General features: G+C 61.3%; 18 protein-coding genes. 10 read left to right on the top strand and 8 right to left on the bottom strand.

What is annotated here, in order from left to right; translation table 11 throughout:
* Positions 1-5: 5 nt before the first annotated feature.
* From FQ664_RS13850 to FQ664_RS13870, 5 genes are read right to left on the bottom strand one after another with little or no spacing between them, the layout of a single operon-like run.
* Positions 6-1088: an aldehyde dehydrogenase gene (locus tag FQ664_RS13850; RefSeq protein ID WP_144172572.1), complete on the bottom strand. Its 1083-nt coding sequence runs from the start codon at positions 1086-1088 to the stop codon at positions 6-8.
* Positions 1089-1111: 23 nt separating this feature from the next.
* A complete protein-coding gene (arsH, locus tag FQ664_RS13855; RefSeq protein ID WP_144172574.1) occupies positions 1112-1828 on the bottom strand; it encodes an arsenical resistance protein ArsH in 717 nt (238 codons plus the stop codon).
* Positions 1829-1832: 4 nt separating this feature from the next.
* On the bottom strand, positions 1833-2894 hold the full coding sequence (gene arsB, locus FQ664_RS13860; RefSeq protein WP_144172576.1) for an ACR3 family arsenite efflux transporter: 1062 nt from the start codon (positions 2892-2894) through the stop codon (positions 1833-1835).
* A gap of 18 nt (positions 2895-2912) precedes the next feature.
* Positions 2913-3383 (bottom strand): arsenate reductase ArsC, encoded by a 471-nt coding sequence (locus FQ664_RS13865; RefSeq protein ID WP_144172578.1) that lies wholly within the window; start codon positions 3381-3383, stop codon positions 2913-2915.
* Between the two features lie 19 nt (positions 3384-3402).
* Positions 3403-3759, bottom strand: coding sequence for a metalloregulator ArsR/SmtB family transcription factor (locus tag FQ664_RS13870; RefSeq protein ID WP_144172580.1), 357 nt, complete (start codon positions 3757-3759; stop codon positions 3403-3405).
* Positions 3760-4165: 406 nt separating this feature from the next.
* On the opposite strand from FQ664_RS13870, the gene FQ664_RS13880 reads away from it, so the two are divergent.
* The 3 genes from FQ664_RS13880 to tcuB all read left to right on the top strand — a co-directional run bounded on the left by FQ664_RS13880 (position 4166) and on the right by tcuB (position 7851).
* Positions 4166-5086, top strand: coding sequence for a LysR family transcriptional regulator (locus FQ664_RS13880; protein ID WP_144172585.1), 921 nt, complete (start codon positions 4166-4168; stop codon positions 5084-5086).
* 148 nt (positions 5087-5234) lie between these two features.
* Positions 5235-6689 carry an FAD-dependent tricarballylate dehydrogenase TcuA gene (gene tcuA / locus FQ664_RS13885; protein ID WP_144172587.1) on the top strand — a complete coding sequence of 485 codons (1455 nt, stop codon included), beginning with the start codon at positions 5235-5237 and terminating at the stop codon, positions 6687-6689.
* The gene (gene tcuB, locus FQ664_RS13890; RefSeq protein ID WP_144172589.1) at positions 6670-7851 is read left to right on the top strand and encodes a tricarballylate utilization 4Fe-4S protein TcuB; all 1182 of its coding nucleotides are present in this window, start codon (positions 6670-6672) and stop codon (positions 7849-7851) included. The genes tcuA and tcuB overlap by 20 nt, the downstream gene beginning before the upstream one ends.
* Before the next feature lie 60 nt (positions 7852-7911).
* On the opposite strand, the gene FQ664_RS13895 is transcribed toward tcuB, so the two are convergent.
* The gene (locus FQ664_RS13895) at positions 7912-8805 is read right to left on the bottom strand and encodes a LysR family transcriptional regulator (protein ID WP_144172591.1); all 894 of its coding nucleotides are present in this window, start codon (positions 8803-8805) and stop codon (positions 7912-7914) included.
* 147 nt (positions 8806-8952) lie between these two features.
* Here FQ664_RS13895 and FQ664_RS13900 point away from each other — a divergent pair, with 147 nt between their 5' ends.
* From FQ664_RS13900 to FQ664_RS13915, 4 genes are all read left to right on the top strand, one after another.
* Entirely contained in the window at positions 8953-10032 is a 1080-nt protein-coding gene (locus FQ664_RS13900) for a 4-oxalomesaconate tautomerase (protein WP_144172593.1), read from the top strand.
* 73 nt (positions 10033-10105) lie between these two features.
* Positions 10106-11419, top strand: coding sequence for a dicarboxylate/amino acid:cation symporter (locus tag FQ664_RS13905; protein WP_144172595.1), 1314 nt, complete (start codon positions 10106-10108; stop codon positions 11417-11419).
* 116 nt (positions 11420-11535) lie between these two features.
* A complete protein-coding gene (locus FQ664_RS13910) occupies positions 11536-12840 on the top strand; it encodes a CitMHS family transporter (RefSeq protein ID WP_144172597.1) in 1305 nt (434 codons plus the stop codon).
* A gap of 58 nt (positions 12841-12898) precedes the next feature.
* Positions 12899-14152, top strand: coding sequence for an OprD family porin (locus FQ664_RS13915; RefSeq protein WP_144172600.1), 1254 nt, complete (start codon positions 12899-12901; stop codon positions 14150-14152).
* Between the two features lie 103 nt (positions 14153-14255).
* Here FQ664_RS13915 and FQ664_RS13920 read toward each other — a convergent pair whose 3' ends face one another.
* Together FQ664_RS13920 and FQ664_RS13925 are read right to left on the bottom strand one after the other, a co-directional pair.
* Positions 14256-15767 (bottom strand): GGDEF domain-containing protein, encoded by a 1512-nt coding sequence (locus FQ664_RS13920; RefSeq protein WP_178090992.1) that lies wholly within the window; start codon positions 15765-15767, stop codon positions 14256-14258.
* A 160-nt stretch (positions 15768-15927) separates the two neighbouring features.
* Positions 15928-17028, bottom strand: coding sequence for an SDR family oxidoreductase (locus FQ664_RS13925; RefSeq protein ID WP_144172603.1), 1101 nt, complete (start codon positions 17026-17028; stop codon positions 15928-15930).
* A gap of 73 nt (positions 17029-17101) precedes the next feature.
* Here FQ664_RS13925 and FQ664_RS13930 point away from each other — a divergent pair, with 73 nt between their 5' ends.
* From FQ664_RS13930 to FQ664_RS13940, 3 genes are all read left to right on the top strand, one after another.
* Positions 17102-17506 carry a MerR family transcriptional regulator gene (locus tag FQ664_RS13930; protein WP_144172606.1) on the top strand — a complete coding sequence of 135 codons (405 nt, stop codon included), beginning with the start codon at positions 17102-17104 and terminating at the stop codon, positions 17504-17506.
* Between the two features lie 75 nt (positions 17507-17581).
* Entirely contained in the window at positions 17582-18106 is a 525-nt protein-coding gene (locus FQ664_RS13935) for an RNA polymerase sigma factor (RefSeq protein WP_144172610.1), read from the top strand.
* Complete coding sequence (locus tag FQ664_RS13940) at positions 18103-18939, top strand: FecR family protein (RefSeq protein ID WP_144172613.1); 837 nt, start codon at positions 18103-18105, stop codon at positions 18937-18939. Before FQ664_RS13935 ends, FQ664_RS13940 begins: the two co-directional genes overlap by 4 nt.
* Positions 18940-18998 lie beyond the last annotated feature (59 nt).

Raw genomic sequence — 18998 nt, forward strand, 5'->3', positions numbered from 1 at the left:
GCCATTTACTCCGCTGCGCCGACCAGGCGTGCCAGTTCAACCGCACGGTTGGCGTAGCCCCACTCGTTGTCGTACCAGGCGTAGATCTTCACTTGGGTACCGTTGACTACCAGGGTGGACAGCGCATCGATGATCGAGGACCGCGGATCGGTGCGGTAGTCGATGGACACCAAGGGGCGTTCTTCGTAGCCCAGGATGTCCTTCAGCGGTCCTTCGGCTGCGGCTTTCAGCAGCGCGTTGACCTCTTCAGCCGTTGTCTCACGTTCCACTTCGAACACGCAGTCGGTCAGCGAGGCGTTGGCCAGTGGTACACGTACGGCGTGACCATTCAGCTTGCCGCGCAGCTCGGGGAAGATCTCGGCGATTGCGGTGGCAGATCCCGTGGTGGTCGGGATCAGGCTCATGCCCGAGGCTCGGGCGCGACGCAGGTCCTTGTGCGGCGTATCGAGGATGCTCTGGGTATTGGTCAGGTCGTGAATGGTGGTGATCGAGCCGTGGCGGATGCCCAGGTTCTCGTGAATCACCTTGACCACCGGGGCCAGGCANTGGTCGTGAATGGTGGTGATCGAGCCGTGGCGGATGCCCAGGTTCTCGTGAATCACCTTGACCACCGGGGCCAGGCAATTGGTGGTGCAGGAAGCGGCAGTGACGATACGGTGCTGCGCCGGGTCGAACAGGTGCTGGTTGACGCCCATCACCACGTTCAGCGCGCCTTTCTCCTTCACCGGAGCGCACACCACCACGCGTTTGACGCCCTGGTCCAGATAGGCCTGGAGCACGGCTACCGACTTCATCTTGCCGCTGGCCTCGATGACCAGGTCGCAGCCTGACCAATCGGTGTCTGCGATCGCCTTGTTCGCGGTGACCTGGATGCGTTTGCCCTCGATCACCACCGAGTCGCCTTCTGCCCTGGCTTCACGATGCCAGCGCCCGTGGACCGAGTCGAAGTTGATCAGGTGGGCATGGGTCTCGGCGTCGCCGGCCGGGTCATTGATCTGCACGAATTCGAATTCCGGCCAATCCCAGGACGCGCGCAGCGCCAGGCGACCGATACGGCCAAATCCGTTGATACCTACTTTCATTGCCATGTTCCTGTTCTCAAGTTGTGACTTCAGATGGATCGTTGATTGACACGCCTGGACAGTTCTTCGGCCGACTCCTTGCGCTCGGAGTAGCGGTCGACGAGATAGTCGGCGCGGTCGCGCAACAGCAGGGTGAGCTTCACCAGCTCTTCCATGACATCGACGACCCGGTCGTAGTACGGGGACGGTTTCATGCGGCCCGCTTCGTCGAACTCCAGGTAGGCCTTGGGCACTGATGACTGGTTAGGGATGGTGAACATGCGCATCCAGCGGCCCAGCACGCGCAGCTGGTTGACCACGTTGAACGACTGCGAGCCGCCGCAAACCTGCATCACTGCCAGGGTCTTGCCCTGGGTCGGCCGCAGCGCACCCAGGCTCAGGGGGATCCAGTCGATCTGCGACTTGAATACACCAGTCATCGCGCCGTGGCGTTCCGGCGAGCACCAGACCATGCCTTCCGACCACAGCACCAGGTCGCGCAGCTCCTTGACCATGGGGTGGTCGTCGGGCCCGTCATCCGCCAATGGCAGGCCGGACGGGTTGAAGATTCGCGTCTCGGCACCGAAGTGCTCCAGCAGACGGGCCGCTTCCTCCGTCAGCAGACGGCTGAAGGAGCGTTCGCGGGTCGATCCGTACAGGAGCAGGATGCGCGGCTTGTGGGTGGACTGCTGCGCGATCGCCAGTTTTTCGGTGGATGGCAGGTCGATCAGTTCATTGTCGATGTTGGGGATAGCGTGTTCGGTCATGGTTCTACTCCTGGGACAAGGCACCGGATGTCTGATCGAACCAGCGACGCTTGAGCCACCAGGCCACGCCAACCAGCGAGATCAGCACCGGCACTTCCACCAAAGGCCCGATGACGGTGGCAAAGGCGACCGGCGAGGCAAGGCCGAAGGTGGCGATGGCCACGGCAATGGCCAGTTCGAAGTTGTTGCTCGCTGCGGTGAACGCCAGCGCGGTGGTGCGGGGGTAGTCGGCCTCCAGCAGCTTGCCCATCCAGAAGCTGATGAAGAACATCACCACAAAGTAGATAGTCAGAGGGATGGCGATGCGCAGCACATCTAGTGGCAACTGCAGCACCATGTCGCCCTTCAGGCTGAACATGGCGACGATGGTCAGCAGCAACGCCACGAGCGTCAGCGGGCTGATCCTGGGAATGAATTGTACCTGGTACCAGGTTGCGCCCTTGCTGCTGATCAGGATCTTGCGGGTCAGGAAGCCGGCCAGGAACGGGATGCCCAGGTAGATCAGGACCGATTGGGCAATCTCGATGAAGCTGGTCTCAATGACGCTGCCTTCGAGACCGAACAGCGGGGGCAGCAACCCCAGGAAAATCCAGGCGTATACGCTGAAGAACACAATCTGGAAAATGCTGTTGAAGGCAACCAGACCGGCCACGTACTGGCTGTTGCCGCCGGCGATCTGGTTCCACACCAGCACCATGGCAATGCAACGTGCCAGGCCGATGAGGATAAGGCCGGTCATGTATTCTGGCCTGTCGCAGAGGAATACGACCGCCAGCCCGAACATCAGCACTGGGCCGATCACCCAGTTCTGAATCAGCGACAGGATGAGGATGCGTTTGTCCTTGAAGACCTGGGGCAACTCCTCGTATTTCACCTTCGCCAATGGCGGGTACATCATCACGATCAGGCCGATCGCGATGGGGATGTTCGTCGAGCCCACCGACAAGCTGTTCAACCACACCGGCAAGCCCTGGAACAGGCTGCCCAGCGCGATGCCAAGGGCCATGGCCAAAAAGATCCAGATCGTCAGGTAGCGGTCGAGGAAGGAAAGTCGGCTTTTGCTCATGGTGGATCTCCCTAAACGTCAGAGCGTTCCGATGCGTGCCAGCTCGGCCTTGAGCTGGGCGGCATCGAGTTGTTCGAAAGGCAATGCGAGAAATGCCGTAATGCGCCGCTTGATGTGTTCAAGGGTGATGTCGAAAGCCGCGTCCAGTTCGTTGCCGCTACCTTGCAGATCCGACGGATCGGCAAGTCCCCAGTGGGCTTTCATCGCTGGCCCGAAGAACACGGGGCATGCTTCGCCGGCGGCCTTGTCACAAACGGTGATGACCAAGTCGGGTGCCAGGTTGATATGTGCATCGGTGGACTTGCTGCTGAGGCCTTCGCTGGAAATGGCGGCTCGCTGCAGGGCCGTGATGGATAGCGGATTCACTTCGCCCCTGGGCTGGCTGCCGGCGCTGAAGGCCTTCATCCCGGCCGGCGCCAGGTGATTGAAAACGGCTTCGGACAGGATGCTGCGGCAGCTATTGGCGGTGCAGAGGAACAGGACTTTCATCGTTTTTTCTCGGCAGTGGTCAGCAGCAGGTAGCGACGCGTTGAGGGCGGTCACCCATGGTGTCCAGTCGTTTGGCGCTGGTGTTCAACCACTCGCGATTGGCCTCCAGGGTTGTTACCAGGACATCGCGTACCCAGGTGGGCAGTTCCGGATGCAGGCGGTAGTAAACCCATTGGCCCTGCCGGCGGTCTTCAAGCAGGCCGCAGGTGCGCAGCTGTGCCAGGTGGCGGGAAACCTTGGGTTGGCTTTCTTCCAGGGCGCAAATCAGTTCACAGACGCACAGCTCTTCCTCGCGAGCGATCAGTAGCATCATCCGGATACGGTTCTCGTCGGCGAGGCATTTGAAGACCTGGGTTGGGGTTAGCGAGTCAGTCATGGCAGTTCTCGGTGTTGGCATTTCATGCTTGTCGCATATGGTTTTTCGAATATACGTATTTTCGCATGTATTGCAAGGCTGCCAGATTGACTCCTGCAGAAAAAAAGAAGGCCTTGCAGGGGAGCGCCCAGCCCTTTGGGCGGCGCTGTCGCGTAGAGAACTCAATTCGCAAGCAGTCCGCGTACCCTGTGGGAGCGGCTTTAGCCGCGAAGAATCCAACGCGGTGCATGGCACCGGCTGCGCCGGTGTTCGCGGCTAAAGCCGCTCCCACAGGGGCCCTGCTAATTCAATAAGCTATGTACAGTTCCCTGAGGGCGGGCCAGTCCGTTCCACGGTAGCGTCCTGTCGATCTGCAAATACCTTTAACATGCTCGAGGACCAGCCCCCATCGTTGAAAGAGATTTGTATGGAGTTACGTCAGCTTCGCTATTTCCTGAGTGTTCTGGAGTACGGCAGTCTTGGCAGGGCTGCGGTCGAGCTTGGAGTCGGTGCCTCGGCATTGAGCCAGCAACTGTCGAAGCTGGAGAGCGAGCTGAGTACCCGGCTTTTGACACGTTCGAGCACCGGCGTCTCGCCGACGGCGGCGGGCCTGGCCTTCGAATACCATGCGCGGCTGGCGCTTCGTCAGGCGGAGCATGCTGTCCTGGCGGCACAAAGTGGCCGTATGAGCGGCTATGCCAGCGTGGGGCTGGCACCGACCACCGCATCGATTCTTGGCCTGGCATTGATCGACAGGATGCGCGAACGCTATCCCGACATCCGTCTGCACCTGGTGGAAATGTTGTCTGGCTATCTGATGAACCAGCTCAATGCCAGGCACCTTGACCTGGCGGTGCTGTTCCAGGCAGAGACGGGGCCGCGGCTGGATGTCCGGGCGTTGCTGACGGAGCGCCTGTTCGTGCTGGTTCCCGCCCCGCTGGTCAAGGCCGGGTGGGGCGAGTCGCTGACGTTGCAACAGATCGCGACGCTCCCCTTGGTGATGCCCAGCACGCAGCATGGTCTGCGCACGACATTGCGCGCGATTTTCGAACGGGCCGGGCTGGAGGCCAGCATCGTCATGGAAGTCGACGGTCTGTCGCTGTTGATGGATTGTGTCTGTGCGGGTCATGCCGCCACCATCCAGCCCGGCGCGACGGTGGCCCGGGCGCATCAGGCGGGCTTGCGTGTGTTTGCCATCGATGAAGCGCAGGCGCAGCGTCGCAATGTGATTGTCAGCCTGACCGATGACGAGCTCTCGCCGGCCGCGTTGGCGACACGGATCGTACTGCAGGAGGTCGCTCGGGATCTGGTGGAACAGGGCCGATGGCCTGGGGCCCGGCTGCTTTGACCCGGACTCTGGGGTCACTCATCCAGCCCCTTTAGAAAAACTGAATGCCTCCCCTCGACGATCGTGTTTCGCACCCTTCGGGCGCTGATTAAAGTCCGTGCTCACGAGGAGCACTCGAACATTCGGCTCTTCGTGATCTGGAGGCGAAATGATCGATGTGCTAGTCATCGGAGGGGGCAATGCCGCCCTCTGTGCCGCGCTGATGGCGCGAGAGGCCGGAGCCAGCGTGCTGCTGCTCGAAGCCGCACCCCGCGCCTGGCGTGGTGGCAATTCTCAACACACGCGTAACCTGCGGTGCATGCATGACGCCCCCCAGGATGTACTGGTCGAGGCGTACCCGGAAGAAGAGTTCTGGCAGGACCTGCTGAAGGTCACCGGTGGCCAGACTGACGAAAAGCTCGCGCGTCTGGTAATTCGCGCGTCCTCCAGTTGCCGTGGCTGGATGCGCCGCCATGGTGTGCATTTCCAGCCCTCATTATCTGGTGCGCTGCACACCGCACGGACCAATGCCTTCTTCATGGGCGGCGGCAAGGCGTTGGTCAATGCCTACTTTCGCAGCGCCGAAAACCTCGGGGTACAGATACGCTACGACACGCCTGTAGCCGACATCGAACTGCAGGACGGACGCTTCGTTGCGGCTCATGTGCCGCCGCGTGAGGTTCAGGGGCGACACCTGCCTGCCGAGCGCATCGAGGCGCGTACCTGCGTGCTTGCCGCCGGTGGTTTCGAGTCCAACCGTCAGTGGTTGCGCGAGGCCTGGGGGCAGAACGAGCGAGGGGAGTGGCCTGCGGACAATTTCCTGATCCGTGGCACGCGTTTCAATGACGGGGTGCTGTTGCGCCGCATGATCGAACAGGGCGCCGACACGGTTGGCGACCCGACCCAGGCACACATGGTGGCGATCGATGCCCGCGCGCCGCTATACGATGGCGGCATCTGCACGCGCATCGATTGTGTGTCGCTGGGCGTGGTGGTCAATCGCGATGGTCAGCGCTTCTACGATGAAGGCGAGGATTTCTGGCCCAAGCGCTATGCCATCTGGGGACGTCTGGTGGCGCATCAGCCTGGGCAGGTGGGGTTCTCGGTCATCGACGGGAAAGCCCTCGGTCGCTTCATGCCGCCGGTTTTCCCAGGCGCCACCGCCGATAGCCTGGAGGCGTTGGCCGGTCTGCTCGGTTTGCCTGTGCAGGCCTTCCTCGAAACCGTACATGCCTACAACCGGGCCTGCCAGGCGGGCACTTTTGACCACACCCGGCTGGACGACTGTCACACCGTGGGCCTGGAACCGGTGAAAAGCCACTGGGCACGCCCAATCGATACACCTCCTTACTACGGTTATCCGCTGCGTCCGGGCGTGACTTTCACCTATCTGGGGCTGCGCACCGATGAAACCGCCGCCGTCCATTTCAACAGGCGGCCCAGCCCGAACCTGTTCGTTGCCGGGGAGATGATGGCGGGCAATGTGCTGGGCAAGGGCTACACCGCAGGTGTCGGCATGTCCATCGGCACCGCCTTCGGCCGTATCGCCGGGGCCAGCGCCGCTGCGGCGGCAGGTCACGAACATCCAGAAAAAGAGAATCGCCATGACCGCGCAACTGCCTGAACCACGCCAGCCTGATGCCGCCCTGTCGGCCCTCGAACTGATCCCGGTATTGAACCTGGAGGAGCAGGAAGTGGACCGGCAAATGCGGATCTGCAACGCCTGTCGCTACTGCGAGGGTTTCTGCGCAGTATTCCCGGCCATGACCCGCAGGCTGGAGTTCGGCAAGGCCGACATCCATTACCTGGCCAACCTGTGCCACAACTGCGGTGCTTGCCTGCACGCCTGCCAGTATGCCCAACCCCACGAATTTGCCGTCAACGTGCCGCAGGCAATGGCCAAGGTGCGCGGGCAGACCTATGCCGAGTACGCCTGGCCGGCGCTCTTCGGACGGCTGTATCGGCACAACGGCACCTATGTCGCCACGGCATTGGCCGTCGCCTTGTCGCTGTTCTTGCTGCTGGCCTTGTTCGTCAACGGCACGCTGCTGCCCGGTCGCTTGGCGGGGGACTTCTATGCGGTTTTCCCGCACAACACGCTGGCGCTGATGTTCGGCAGTGTCTTTGCCGCAGCAGCTGTGGCCCTGGCGGTGGCGGTGCGTCGCTTCTGGCGCGCGGTCTTGCCTGCCGAGGCGCTGGCACAGCCGGCCAAAGGGGCAGTGTTCGAGGCATCGAGCGCGGCCTTGACCCTTGAATACCTGGACGGCGGACACGGCCAAGGTTGCAACAATGCCGATGATCGCTACACGCTCTGGCGCCGGCGTTTCCATCACTTCACCTTCTACGGCTTCATGTTGTGCTTTGCCGCCACGCTGCTCGCCACCGGGTATCACTACCTGCTGGGCCAGCAGGCGCCGTACCCGCTGCTGAGCGCACCGGTGTTGCTCGGAACCCTGGGCGGTATTGGCTTGATTGTCGGGCCGGCGGGGCTGCTGGCGCTGAACCTGCGCAGGGCGCCGGAGCAGGGCGATGTTGCCCAGCGGCCCATGGACCGGGCGTTCATCCTCCTTCTGCTGCTGGTCAGCGCCACGGGCCTTGCCTTGCTGGGCCTGCGTGATACCGCAGCGATGGCGATTTTGCTGGCGATCCATTTGGGCACCGTGATGGCGCTGTTCATCACGCTGCCCTATGGAAAGTTTGCCCATGGCCTGTTCCGCAGCGCGGCACTGCTGAAGTTCGCCATCGAGAAGCGCCGGCCCAACGAGCTGGGTCTGGGAGGGGAGTGAACCATGGACGCAGCCGGTTTGTCCTCTGTGCTGCACCGCGCGAAATGCAAGGCGTTTCGTTTACCGGTTTGGCCACTTGTCCAGCAGAATCGACACGAACTTCTCCGCTGCTGGCGACAGCGACGCCCCTCTGCGATAGACCAACCCCAGGGTGCGGGTGACCTGGGGTTCGATCAGCGGCACGCTGACCAACGTCGGGTGGTCGGCGTTGGGCATGGCCAGGCTGGGCATGGCCGACACGCCCAGCCCGGCCTCGACCATGCCCAGCGAGGTGGACAGGTGCTGAACCTCATAGAACCACTTGGGCCGCAGGTTGAGCCCGGACAGGGCATGGTCCAGCAGCATCCGGTTGCCGCTCAGCCGGCCTACGCCGATCAGGCGGTAGTCGGCCAGTTCTGCCCAAGTGACGGCGTCACGGTTCGCCAGCTTGTGGTCCCTGCGACAGGCCAGGACGAAATGCTCCTGTACCAGGGAGACGAACTCGATGTCCGGGTGCTGGCCACTCATCATGTTGATGCCGAAATCGGCTTCACCGCGCAGTACGGCTTCGAGCCCGTCGTTGGCGCTGAGGTCCAGCAGGCGAATGCGGATCTTCGGGTACTGCTCGTTGTAGTCGCGGATCACCGACGGCAGGAAATAGAACGCCGCGGTCGGGATACAGGCGAGGGTGACCTGGCCGGTCTGCCGTTCGGCGAGCTCGCGAATGCTCAGGATCGAGTCCTCGAAGTCATCCAGCAGGCGCCTGGCCTTGGGCAGGAAGTCACGCCCGACGCTGGTAAGGCTGACGCGACGGGTAGTGCGTTCCAGCAGCGAAGTGCCCAACCCCTCCTCGAGTTTTTTGATCCGCCGGCTCAGGGCGGGCTGCGACAGGTGCAACGCTTCGGCAGCTTCATGGAAGCTGCCGAGTTCGGCGATTTTCACGAAAGATCGTATGTCTTGCAGCTCGTATTCCATCTCGAATCGCTCTTTGGCCCTGGTTCGGTATTGATGCTTGGATCGGAACAATAGCTACGATATTTGCATTGGATTGATTTATCCATCCCTGTCAATCTTGTGTCCACAACATCAATGATGTCCATTGATCAACAAGAGTGCGAAATCATGCAACGAATTCCTTGCGTACTCATGCGCGGTGGCACCTCCAAGGGCCCCTTTTTTCATGCATGGGACCTTCCTGCCAATGTGGTCGAACGCGACGAATTGCTGATCAACCTGATGGGCTCCGGGCATGAACTGGAAATCGACGGCATCGGTGGCGGCAGCCCGCAAACCAGCAAGGTAGCGATTGTCAGTCCCTCGCTGCATGCCGACGCCGACGTCGACTACCTGTTCGTCCAGGTCATGGTCGCCCAGCGCCGGGTCGATACCGCGCCCAACTGCGGCAACATGCTTTGCGCGGTTGGCCCGTTCGCCATCGAGCAGGGCCTGGTCAAAGGCCAGGAAGGCAAGACACTGGTGCGTATTCGCAACCTCAACACCGGTACTTTCGTCAATTCGCTGGTGGAAACCCCCGGCGGCATCGTGCGCTACGAAGGCCGCACGGCGATCGATGGCGTACCGGGCACTGCCGCCCCGGTGCACCTGACCTTCCTCGATGCGGTCGGCAGCAAGACCGGCAAGCTGTTCCCGACCGGCAAAGCCAAGGATGTGATCGACGGCATACCGGTCACCTGCATCGACATGGCCATGCCGATGATGGTGGTAGAAGCCAGCCAGCTGGGTGTCACCGGCTCGGAAACCCCGGCCGAACTCGACGCCAACGGCAGTCTGCTCGAGCGTCTTGAGGCGTTGCGCCTGAAGGCCGGCAAGGCCATGGGCCTGGGCGATGTCAGCAGTATGGTCATCCCGAAGCCGGTACTGGTGTCCAAGCCCCGCTATGACGGCACGTTGCAGGTTCGCTACTTCATGCCGCACAACTGCCACCGCGCCCTGGCCATCACCGGAGCGATAGGGCTGGCGACTGCCTGCGTCAGCCCAGGTACGGTAATCGGCGAACTGCTGGGCGAGGGCGTCGAGCAACTGGCCGAGGTACGCCTGGAACACCCAGGCGGCGGTATCGATGTCGCGCTGTCGCGCAGTGGTGCCGATGGCAAGACGATTCAGGCCTCGGTAGTGCGAACCGCCCGGCGGCTGTTCTCAGGCTTCGTTTACGCCCCTACATTCCGCAGGTTGGCGGGGTAGACCCAGGCGCTAGTCCAGGCCTGTACATTCGCAACAAGCGCATCCGCACAATTTCAACAATGGGTGATGCCTCATGAGACTCGCCAAATCGCTGTACTTCCAGATCCTCTGCGCCGTCCTGCTGGGCGTGGTGGTCGGTCACTTCTGGGCGCAACAGGCCGTTGCGCTCAAGCCGCTGGGTGATGCGTTCATCAAGCTGATCAAGATGATGATCGCGCCTGTGGTGTTCTGCACCATTGTCACCGGTATTGCCGGGATGACCGACAAGCGCTCCCTCGGGCGTTTGATGAGCAAGACTTTGCTGCTGTTCCTGATCCTGACTGTCGTCAGCCTGATGATCGGCCTGGCAGCGGTATACCTGTTCCGCCCTGGTGTCGGCATGAATATCGACCCGGCCACGCTCAGCACCGAGGGGCTCGGCCAGTACGCCGCGTCTGCGGCGAAGCTCAGCGTGGTCGACTTCTTCATGCACATCATTCCCGACACGTTCATCGGGGCGTTCAACAAGGGTGAAGTGTTGCCGGTGCTGTTCATCGCGGTGCTCAGCGGTTTTGCCCTGTCGTCCATGGGCGAGAAGGGCAAGCCGGTACTCGATGTGCTGGAGTCTGCCTCGACCATGGTGTTCCGCATCTTTGGCTACCTGATGCGTTTTGCCCCGGTCGGCGCCTTCGGTGCGCTGGCCTTCACCGTAGGGCAGTACGGCGTGACCTCCCTGGGGGCATTGGCCAAGCTGGTCGGTACGCTCTACATCGCCTGTGCGTTCTTCGTGCTGGTGGTGCTCGGTGGCATTTGCCGCGCCCATGGCTTCAGCCTGTGGAAGCTGCTGCGCTATTTCCGCGAAGAGTTTCTGGTGGTGCTCGGCACATCGTCCACCGAGCCCGTGCTGCCGCGCATGCTGGAAAAACTGGAGAAGCTGGGCTGCAAGAAAGGGGTGGTCGGGCTGGTGCTGCCAACCGGCTATTCGTTCAACCTCGACGGTACCGCCATCTATCTGTCGCTGGCAGCGGTGTTCATCGCTCAAGCCTGCAACATCGACCTGAGCCTCGGTCAGACGGTGACCATGCTGGCGATCATGCTGTTGTCGTCCAAAGGCGCCGCCGGCGTGACCGGCAGCGGTTTCGTGGCGTTGGCCTCGACCCTCACCGTCATCCACGACATCCCGTTGGCAGGGCTTGCCTTGCTGATCGGCATCGATCGCTTCATGTCCGAAGCGCGCGCCCTGACCAGCCTGGCCAGCAACGCCGTGGCCACCGTGGTCATTTCACTGTCGGAGGGCGCTTGCGACCGGGAAACCTTGCAGCGCCGCCTGAACCGCACCCCGGCTGTACCGGCAGAGGTGGACGCTGCGCAGCCAGACTGGTCTGCCGAGCCTCGGCACCACGGCTGAGAACCTCTTTTACCTCCCGTTGTTGACTTCACTCGACATCCCGGCGATGCCGAGTGGGGTAGGGGGCCGTCTGCCTTGCCGATGGCCGCAACAGAATAAAAACAAGAGAAAAAACCATGCTCGCACTCCTGGGCCTGATCATGGTGGTGACCTTCACCTACCTGATCATGAGCAAACGTCTGTCGCCGATCGTTGCGCTCACCGTGGTACCCATTGTCTTTGCCGTGATCGGCGGCTTTGCCCCGGAACTGGGCAAGATGATGCTCGATGGCTTGAAAATGGTGGCGCCCTCGGCGGCCCTGTTGCTGTTTGCCATCCTGTTCTTCGGCCTGATGATCGATGCCGGCCTGTTCGACCCGTTGATCCGCAAGATCCTCAAGCGCGTCAATGGCGACCCGATCAAGATCGCCATCGGTACCGCGCTGCTGTCGCTGCTGGTGGCGCTCGACGGTGACGGTACCACCACCTACATGATTACCTGCGCGGCCATGCTGCCACTGTACAAGCGCATTGGCATGAACCCGATGATCCTCGCCACGGTATCGATGCTGTCGCTGAGCATCATGAGTGGCATGAGCCCCTGGGGTGGGCCGGCCACCCGGGCCATTGCCGCGCTCGGGCTGGATGCGACCGAGTATTTCATCCCGATGCTGCCGACCGTTATCGGCGGTGCGGCCTGGGTGGTGTTCACCGCCTACCTGCTGGGCCGCGCCGAGCGCCGACGTATTGGCAACATCGCCCTGGAGTCTGGTGGCGGCAATTGCTACATCAAGGAAATCCTCGGCGACAACCCGCATAAGCGCCCACGCCTGGCCTATGTGAACCTGGTGCTGGTGATTGCTGTCATGACGGCTCTGGTGATGGGCGTCATGCACTCCGCACTGTTGTTCATGATCGGTTTCGTCGCGGCGCTGATGATCAACTACCCGCAGCTGGACCTGCAGAAGGAGCGCATCCTCGCCCACTCGGGCAACGCCATGACCGTGGTGCTGCTGGTGTTTGCCGCGGGCATCTTCGCGGGGATTTTCTCGGGCACCAAGATGGTCGATGCGCTGGCGCAGACCCTGGTCGACTGGATTCCCGAGGCGTGGAGCCACTGGTTCCCGCTGGTGGTGGCGCTGACCAGCATGCCGCTGACCTTCGTCCTGTCCAATGATGCCTACTACTTTGGCGTGGTGCCGATCCTTGCCAACGCCGCAGCCGCCTATGGCATCGACCCGGTTGAAATCGCCCGCGCCTCGGTGCTGGGGCAGCCGGTGCACCTGATGAGCCCGCTGGTGGCCTCGACCTTGCTGCTGGTGGGCATGGTCGATCGCGACATCGGCGACTTCCAGAAGGCCACCGTGAAATGGGCGGTGCTGACATCGCTGGTCATTACCGCACTGGCCTTGCTCACAGGTGCCTTGTCCTTCTTCGTCTGATCTGCATCGGGCGCCGCTGGCGCCCACCTCATCCAAGAACAACAACAGAGTATCGAACATGTCCCGAACTGTTTTCCGTGGGGCCACTTGTGGCCTGCTGTGCGGCTGGCTGCCTGTGGCCGGCGCTGCCGGATTCATCGACGACGGCAAGCTCAAACTGCAGCTGCGCAACGTTTACTTCAACGAAAACTTCCGCGACGAACAAGGCATGAGCGCCCGCGCGGCAGCAACTGCCAAGAGTGAGCGGGTGGAATGGGCACAGGGTTTTCTGCTGGACTACCAATCTGGGTTCACTCAAGGCCCGCTGGGGCTGGGGCTCGATGCCCTGGGGCTGGTAGGCGTACGGCTCGATTCGGGCCGCGGCCGCAGCGGTACCGGCTTGCTGCCAGTGCATGACGATGGCCGTGCCGCGGACGAGTTCGCCAGTGCCGGGGTGACGGCCAAGGCGCGACTGGGGCAGACCGTGGTCAAGCATGGCACCTTGCTGCCCAAGACGCCAGTGCTGGTCTACAACGATGCGCGGTTGGTACCGCAGACCTACCAGGGCACGCAGCTGACCAGTACCGATGTCGATGGCCTGACCTTGACTGCCGGCCACCTCGACCGCTTCAAGCAGCGGGACTCCTCCGACAGCACTGGCCTGTTCCTGGATGGTTACAGCGGCGGCGAGTCTGGCGATTTCAGCTTTGCCGGTGCCGACTATGCCGTCAGCAAGCAGCTGCGCTTGAGCTACTTCCACGGCCAGCTCGAACATTTCTACCGCCAGGACTATGTCGGCCTGGTACACGACCTGCCGTTGGCCGGCGGGGTGTTCACCACCGACTTGCGCTATTTCAAGAGCCGCGACAGCGGAGCCGCCCATGCCGGCGAGATCGACAATGACATGTTCAGCGGGCAACTGGCCTACACCCACTCCGGGCACACGGTCGGTGCTGGTTACCAAGTGCTCGACGGCGAGGCCGGGCTACCCTACATCAGCGGCGCGACGGTCTACTCGTTCAGTAACGTTGGTATCGGCAAGTTCATCGAGGAAGAAGAGAAAACCTGGATGGCGAGCTATGCCTACAACTTTGCAGCGGCCGGCGTCCCCGGGCTCACCTTCATGGCGCGCTATCTGAGCGGCGACAACGGTCGTTCCGCGGACGCCGGGCTTAGCGAATGGGAGCGTGATGTGGAGCTTGCCTACGTGGTGCAATCGGGGCCGGTGAAAGGGTTGGGGGTGAAACTGCGCAACTACGTGTACCGTTCTGATTTTTCCCGAGGTCGCGACAGCAACCGGATCTACCTGACCTACGACATTGCCGTCTGGTAATGCGTCGGTGCGAGCGATGCGCTCAGAGCTGACCCCACCTCTTATGGAACACCACAAAACTCATTGCGCGACAGCGCAGCCCAAAGGGCTGGGTGATCTCCTGCTATACCTTCACCAGGTCGACATGCAGGCGATTGCGGCCTGCCTGCTTGGCGATGTACAGCGCCTGGTCGGCGCGTTCGAGCAGCGATGAGGGGCTGTCGAGCGCCGTTCCATCGGAGCAGGCGATGCCGATACTGGCGGTCACATGTCCGAAAGGGCTGCCCTGGTGCGGGATAGGTTGCAAGGCCAGGCGCTCAAGCATCAGCCTGGCAACGACGGCCGCTCCGTCGTTGTCGGTATCGGGCAGGATCACAGCCATTTCCTCACCCCCGTAGCGTGCCAGCAGGTCGCGTGGGCGGCGGATGCAGGAAGCGAGCAGGGAAGCTATCTGCTGCAAGCAGGCGTCGCCAGCCGGATGCCCATAGGTGTCGTTGTAGCGTTTGAAATGGTCGATGTCGATCATCAGCAATGCCAGCGTGGTCCCATTTCGATGGGCAGTGCGGATCTCCTGGGTCAGCGCCTCGTCAAAGCAGCGCCTGTTGGCAAGCCCCGTCAGCGCATCATGCATCGCCAGGCTTTCGAGCTGCTGGTTGCTGTCAAGCAACTGCTGTTGGGTCAGTCGAAGTTCGCTTTCGACCGCGTTTCGCCGGCTCATGGCTCGAATCAGCAGCCAGCCAATGGCTCCGGTCAGTGCGAGTAGCGCAGCGACCACCAGCGCCGACAGCAGCGCCTCGAGCCGCCAGGCTGAGAGGGCTTCCTGCTTGCCCAGTGCGACCGTTGTCACCAGGGGCAGCTTGTCACTCTTGCGAAACGCATAGAGGCGCTCCACGCCGTCCAGGCTGGAGGTGAATGATGCGGTGCCCGCGGACTGGTCGATGAGGTACTTGGTGAAGATTGGCGACTTGGAAAAGTTGCGTCCCATGTCCTGTTCCCGAAACGGATAGCGCACCAGCATGGAACCGTCGGTGTAGGACAGCCCGATGGCACCGTCATGGCCGACGTCCAGCTTGCCGAAAAGCTGCAGGAAGTTCTCCACGCCAAGTGTCACGGCAACAACGCCGGCGAATTCGCCGCGGTCATCGTTGAATCGCCGGCTGATGGTAATTACCCATTCCTGGGTGACGCGGCTACGGATGGGCAGGCCGATGAAGGGGGCGCGGGACGGGTCGTCACGGTGGTGTATGAAAAAAGCGCGGTCGCTGCTGTTGGCACCGACCGGGATCGGACGGTTGGATGACATGAGCCAGCGCCCATCCTTGGCGTAGATGGTGATGCCGCTCATTGGCGGCATCAATGGTTGCTGACGCTCGACCAGCTGACCCAGACGTTCGATCTGCGCCGGACCGGCCCCCTCGGTTTCCAGGCGTTCGGCCAGGCCCAGCAACAGCATTGAGCTCTGTCGGACGATACCTTCTGAATAGGTGGACAGTGCCTGGGTCAGGTTCAGGCCATGGACGTTGATATCTTCCAGCGCGCGCTCGCGAGAGGCCATTACCTTCCACAGCGTCAACGAGGCAAGAGAACAACCGATGACCGATAGCAGTAGCACAACGAGATGGATGTCACGCTTCACGTCAATTCACGCGCCTTTTTCCCTAAAGACCAAGCTGAGCGTCGACACGCTTTAACTAACCAGACGGTCAGGAAGTAACTGCCTGGTTCATGCCCGAAAATATAGCACCTAATTTGCTGGAGCGTCCGACAGAATCACGCGCGCTGGCAGATTCCACTTGTTATCTTCCAACAGGGTTTTCAGAAGTGTGAGCATGATGATTGGACCAGTAACCCTGGACGTAGCGCACGGTCTTCTCCAAAGTCTGCGCCATGTCGGGATGTGCCAACTGATACTTTCGTTCCAGTTGCTGGCTGTTACGCATGTCGAAGCGCTGTGTCTGAATGAAGTTCAATGACTCGGGGCTGATCGCGAATCTGGCCGCCAGTCCGGGAATCGTCAATAGCCACTTGAGCAACCCTATCGGTACATGGCGGCGGGGGGCCTTGATCTTCAGCGTTTTTGCCAGTTGCTCGAGCATACCCTGCAAGTTCGGAGTGTGCTCGAAGAGCGCCAGGACCTGCCGGTTGGCCATCGTGGGGTCGAATGCCACGCAGGTCATCATCTTCACCAGGTAATCGACGCTGACCAATGGCAACCAGTGCCTGGCCGAACCGGGGACAGCCTTGAACCGGCCCTGGGCCAGATTTCGAATGAGTTCGGCCAGAGGTTGTCCTTCAGGGATGTGCCCACTCTCGCTGTGGCCACACACCGTGGCAGGATGAACGATCGAGTAATCTGCGCCCGCTTCCTGCATGTAACGGATGACGGCAAAATGGGACTCCAGCTTGCTGCCTTCGTAGCCGCCTGCACGGCTGTAGACTGCGGGCCAATGGGTGTTTTCAGGGCGCTCGTTATCAACCCCGATACTCGCAAGGTGGCTGAGGTTTTGCAGCATATAGCCGCCCACCATCAGCAAGCGGATGCGCTGGCTCGCCGCGAGCCTGGCGACTCTCAGCGCCCCTTGTACATTGACGGCGCGGGCCTGCTCCATTGTCAGGCCCCAGGTGAACTGCGCCGCGAGGTGGAAGATAACCGCGGCCGACGACACGCATTGCTTGTCTGTTTCGCTGAGTCCGAGCTGTTCCCTGCTGATATCTCCTTCGACGGCATGGATATACGCAGGGTTACCGCCCAGTCGGCCTACCTGCTCTCTGAGACGCTCGATGTTTTCAGGGTTGCGCATAAGCACCCGGGTCGTGTGCCCTGTTGCAGTGAGATGTGCCAATAAGTGTTGACCCACAAACCCACTACCGCCTGTGACGAAGCATTCCACGCTCATGTCCGAACCCTTGTCTGGATGATCGGCGCAGGCTAAGGTGTAGAGCGTACTCTACAGTCAAGGGATTTTTATTTTGAAGATTGGAGAACTGGAGCGCCGCAGTGGGATCGGCCGCCATACAGTGCGCTATTACGAGCAACTCGGGCTAATCGTGGCCCATCGGCAAGCCAACAACTACCGCAGATATAGCGACCAGACCGTTGTTGATCTGGCCTTCATTCAGAGTGCCCAGCGCGGCGGCTTTTCACTCGCCGAGATCGGCGACATCCTTGCCGCCAAGCGGGGTAATACGATCGATTGTGCCCAAGGCGCGGCCCTCGTCGCCAGCAAGATGGCCGAAGTTCAAGCGAAGATCACCACGCTGCAAGCCGCCTATGTGTTGCTGGACGCGGAGCGTGCAAAGCTTGAGGCCAGCGCAATTGCCAACGGACTGACCATTCCTCGCCTTGCTGCGAATTTGCATGGCTCGACGCTGTAGCTTGTTTATTCGCAATTATTTCTCATTTACACTTGTGTCTTGTTTTCGGGGCCTACCTCTTTTCCAGGATGCATCGTGTCGTTCGATCCCGCCAAACCGACGCTGCTGTCTACATTGGTACGTCACTATGACGAGCTGGTGGACCACATTCGCCGACGCTTCGGCGACAGAAGCATGGCGCGCGATGTAGTGCATGACGTGTGTGTGCAGTTGCTTGAGCGCGGTGAGCAAGAAAACGTTCGGACCCCGCTGGCGTTGCTACGAAAAATCTCCAACGACACTGCCGTGAGTCGCTATCGTAGCGACCGTCGCCGAAGCGCCTGGGTGGAGGCGGTCTCCGAGCTTCCTGAAGTGGCCTGCCCGGCAGCCACCCCGATGAGCCGGTATGACACCGAGCGCGAGTTTCAATTGCTCGTCCGTGCTATCGCAGACCTCCCACCGCGCTGCCAGGCCGTTTTTGTCATGCATAAAATTCACGAAATGCCCCAGGCAGAAGTAGCCGATCGCCTGGGTATTTCCATCAAGACAGTGGAAAAGCACCTGCGCCTTGGGTTGGCAGCCTGCAGGCAACGGCTTGGACGTGATGAGGTGCATGCATGACGAAGAAGCCCGAACAGGCGCCATTGGACGAGGCTCTGGGGCGACATCGTGAAGAGCTCAAGCACCTGTTTCCCATACCGCCGTCCAGGCCTGCGCGCTCGAAAGCGCTAAAGTCAGCGGGTATCACGCTAACGGTTGCGATCACCTTGGCAGCCCTGGCCTGGCTGAACCCCACCTACAAGAGCGAGCATTTCGCTACCGCCATTGGTGAGCGGCGCGCTGTACAGCTGAGCGATGGAAGTAAACTGCTGCTCGACAGTGGCACGCATGTCGAGATCAGTTGGCGTCTACTCAGTCGTGAGGTCGGCCTGCGCTCTGGGCAAGCCCTCTTCGATGTGTCCTCGGCCGTGTACCGCCCCTTCATCGTGTCCGCAGGCCTGGCGAAAGTCGAGGTGCTCGGTACGCTGTTCAATGTTCGCCGGCTGGATAACGACGCCGTTCGTGTGACCCTGGCCCGTGGGCGCGTGGACGTCGCCGTGGCAACTGCAGCACAAGCGGCTGTCTCCCTCAGGCCAGGGCAACAGGTCGACTCGATTGGTGGGCAACTGATGCCAGTAGCGAAGGTCGACGCCGCCAAGGCGATGGCCTGGAAAGATGATCGCATCGTGTTCGAGCAGACGCCGCTGGATGAGGCGGTGTCGTTGCTGCGCCACTATCGCAAGGCGGCCATTGAACTGAACGACCCAAGCTTGGCTGCACTCACGGTGACAGGGGTCTTCGAGGCGCACAATGTCGACCTGCTGCTGGACCTGCTACCGAGCATCCTGCCCGTCGCCGTGCTGCAACAAGAGGATGGCAGCGTCCGGATTCAACGCAAAACGATAAGAAAATAATTCTCAGGCGCAGGTAGGGTTTCCCGATTCCCATGGCGGCTATTGAAAAAAGCCCAACT

This window comes from Pseudomonas persica, assembly GCF_900291015.1.
Taxonomy (GTDB): domain Bacteria; phylum Pseudomonadota; class Gammaproteobacteria; order Pseudomonadales; family Pseudomonadaceae; genus Aquipseudomonas.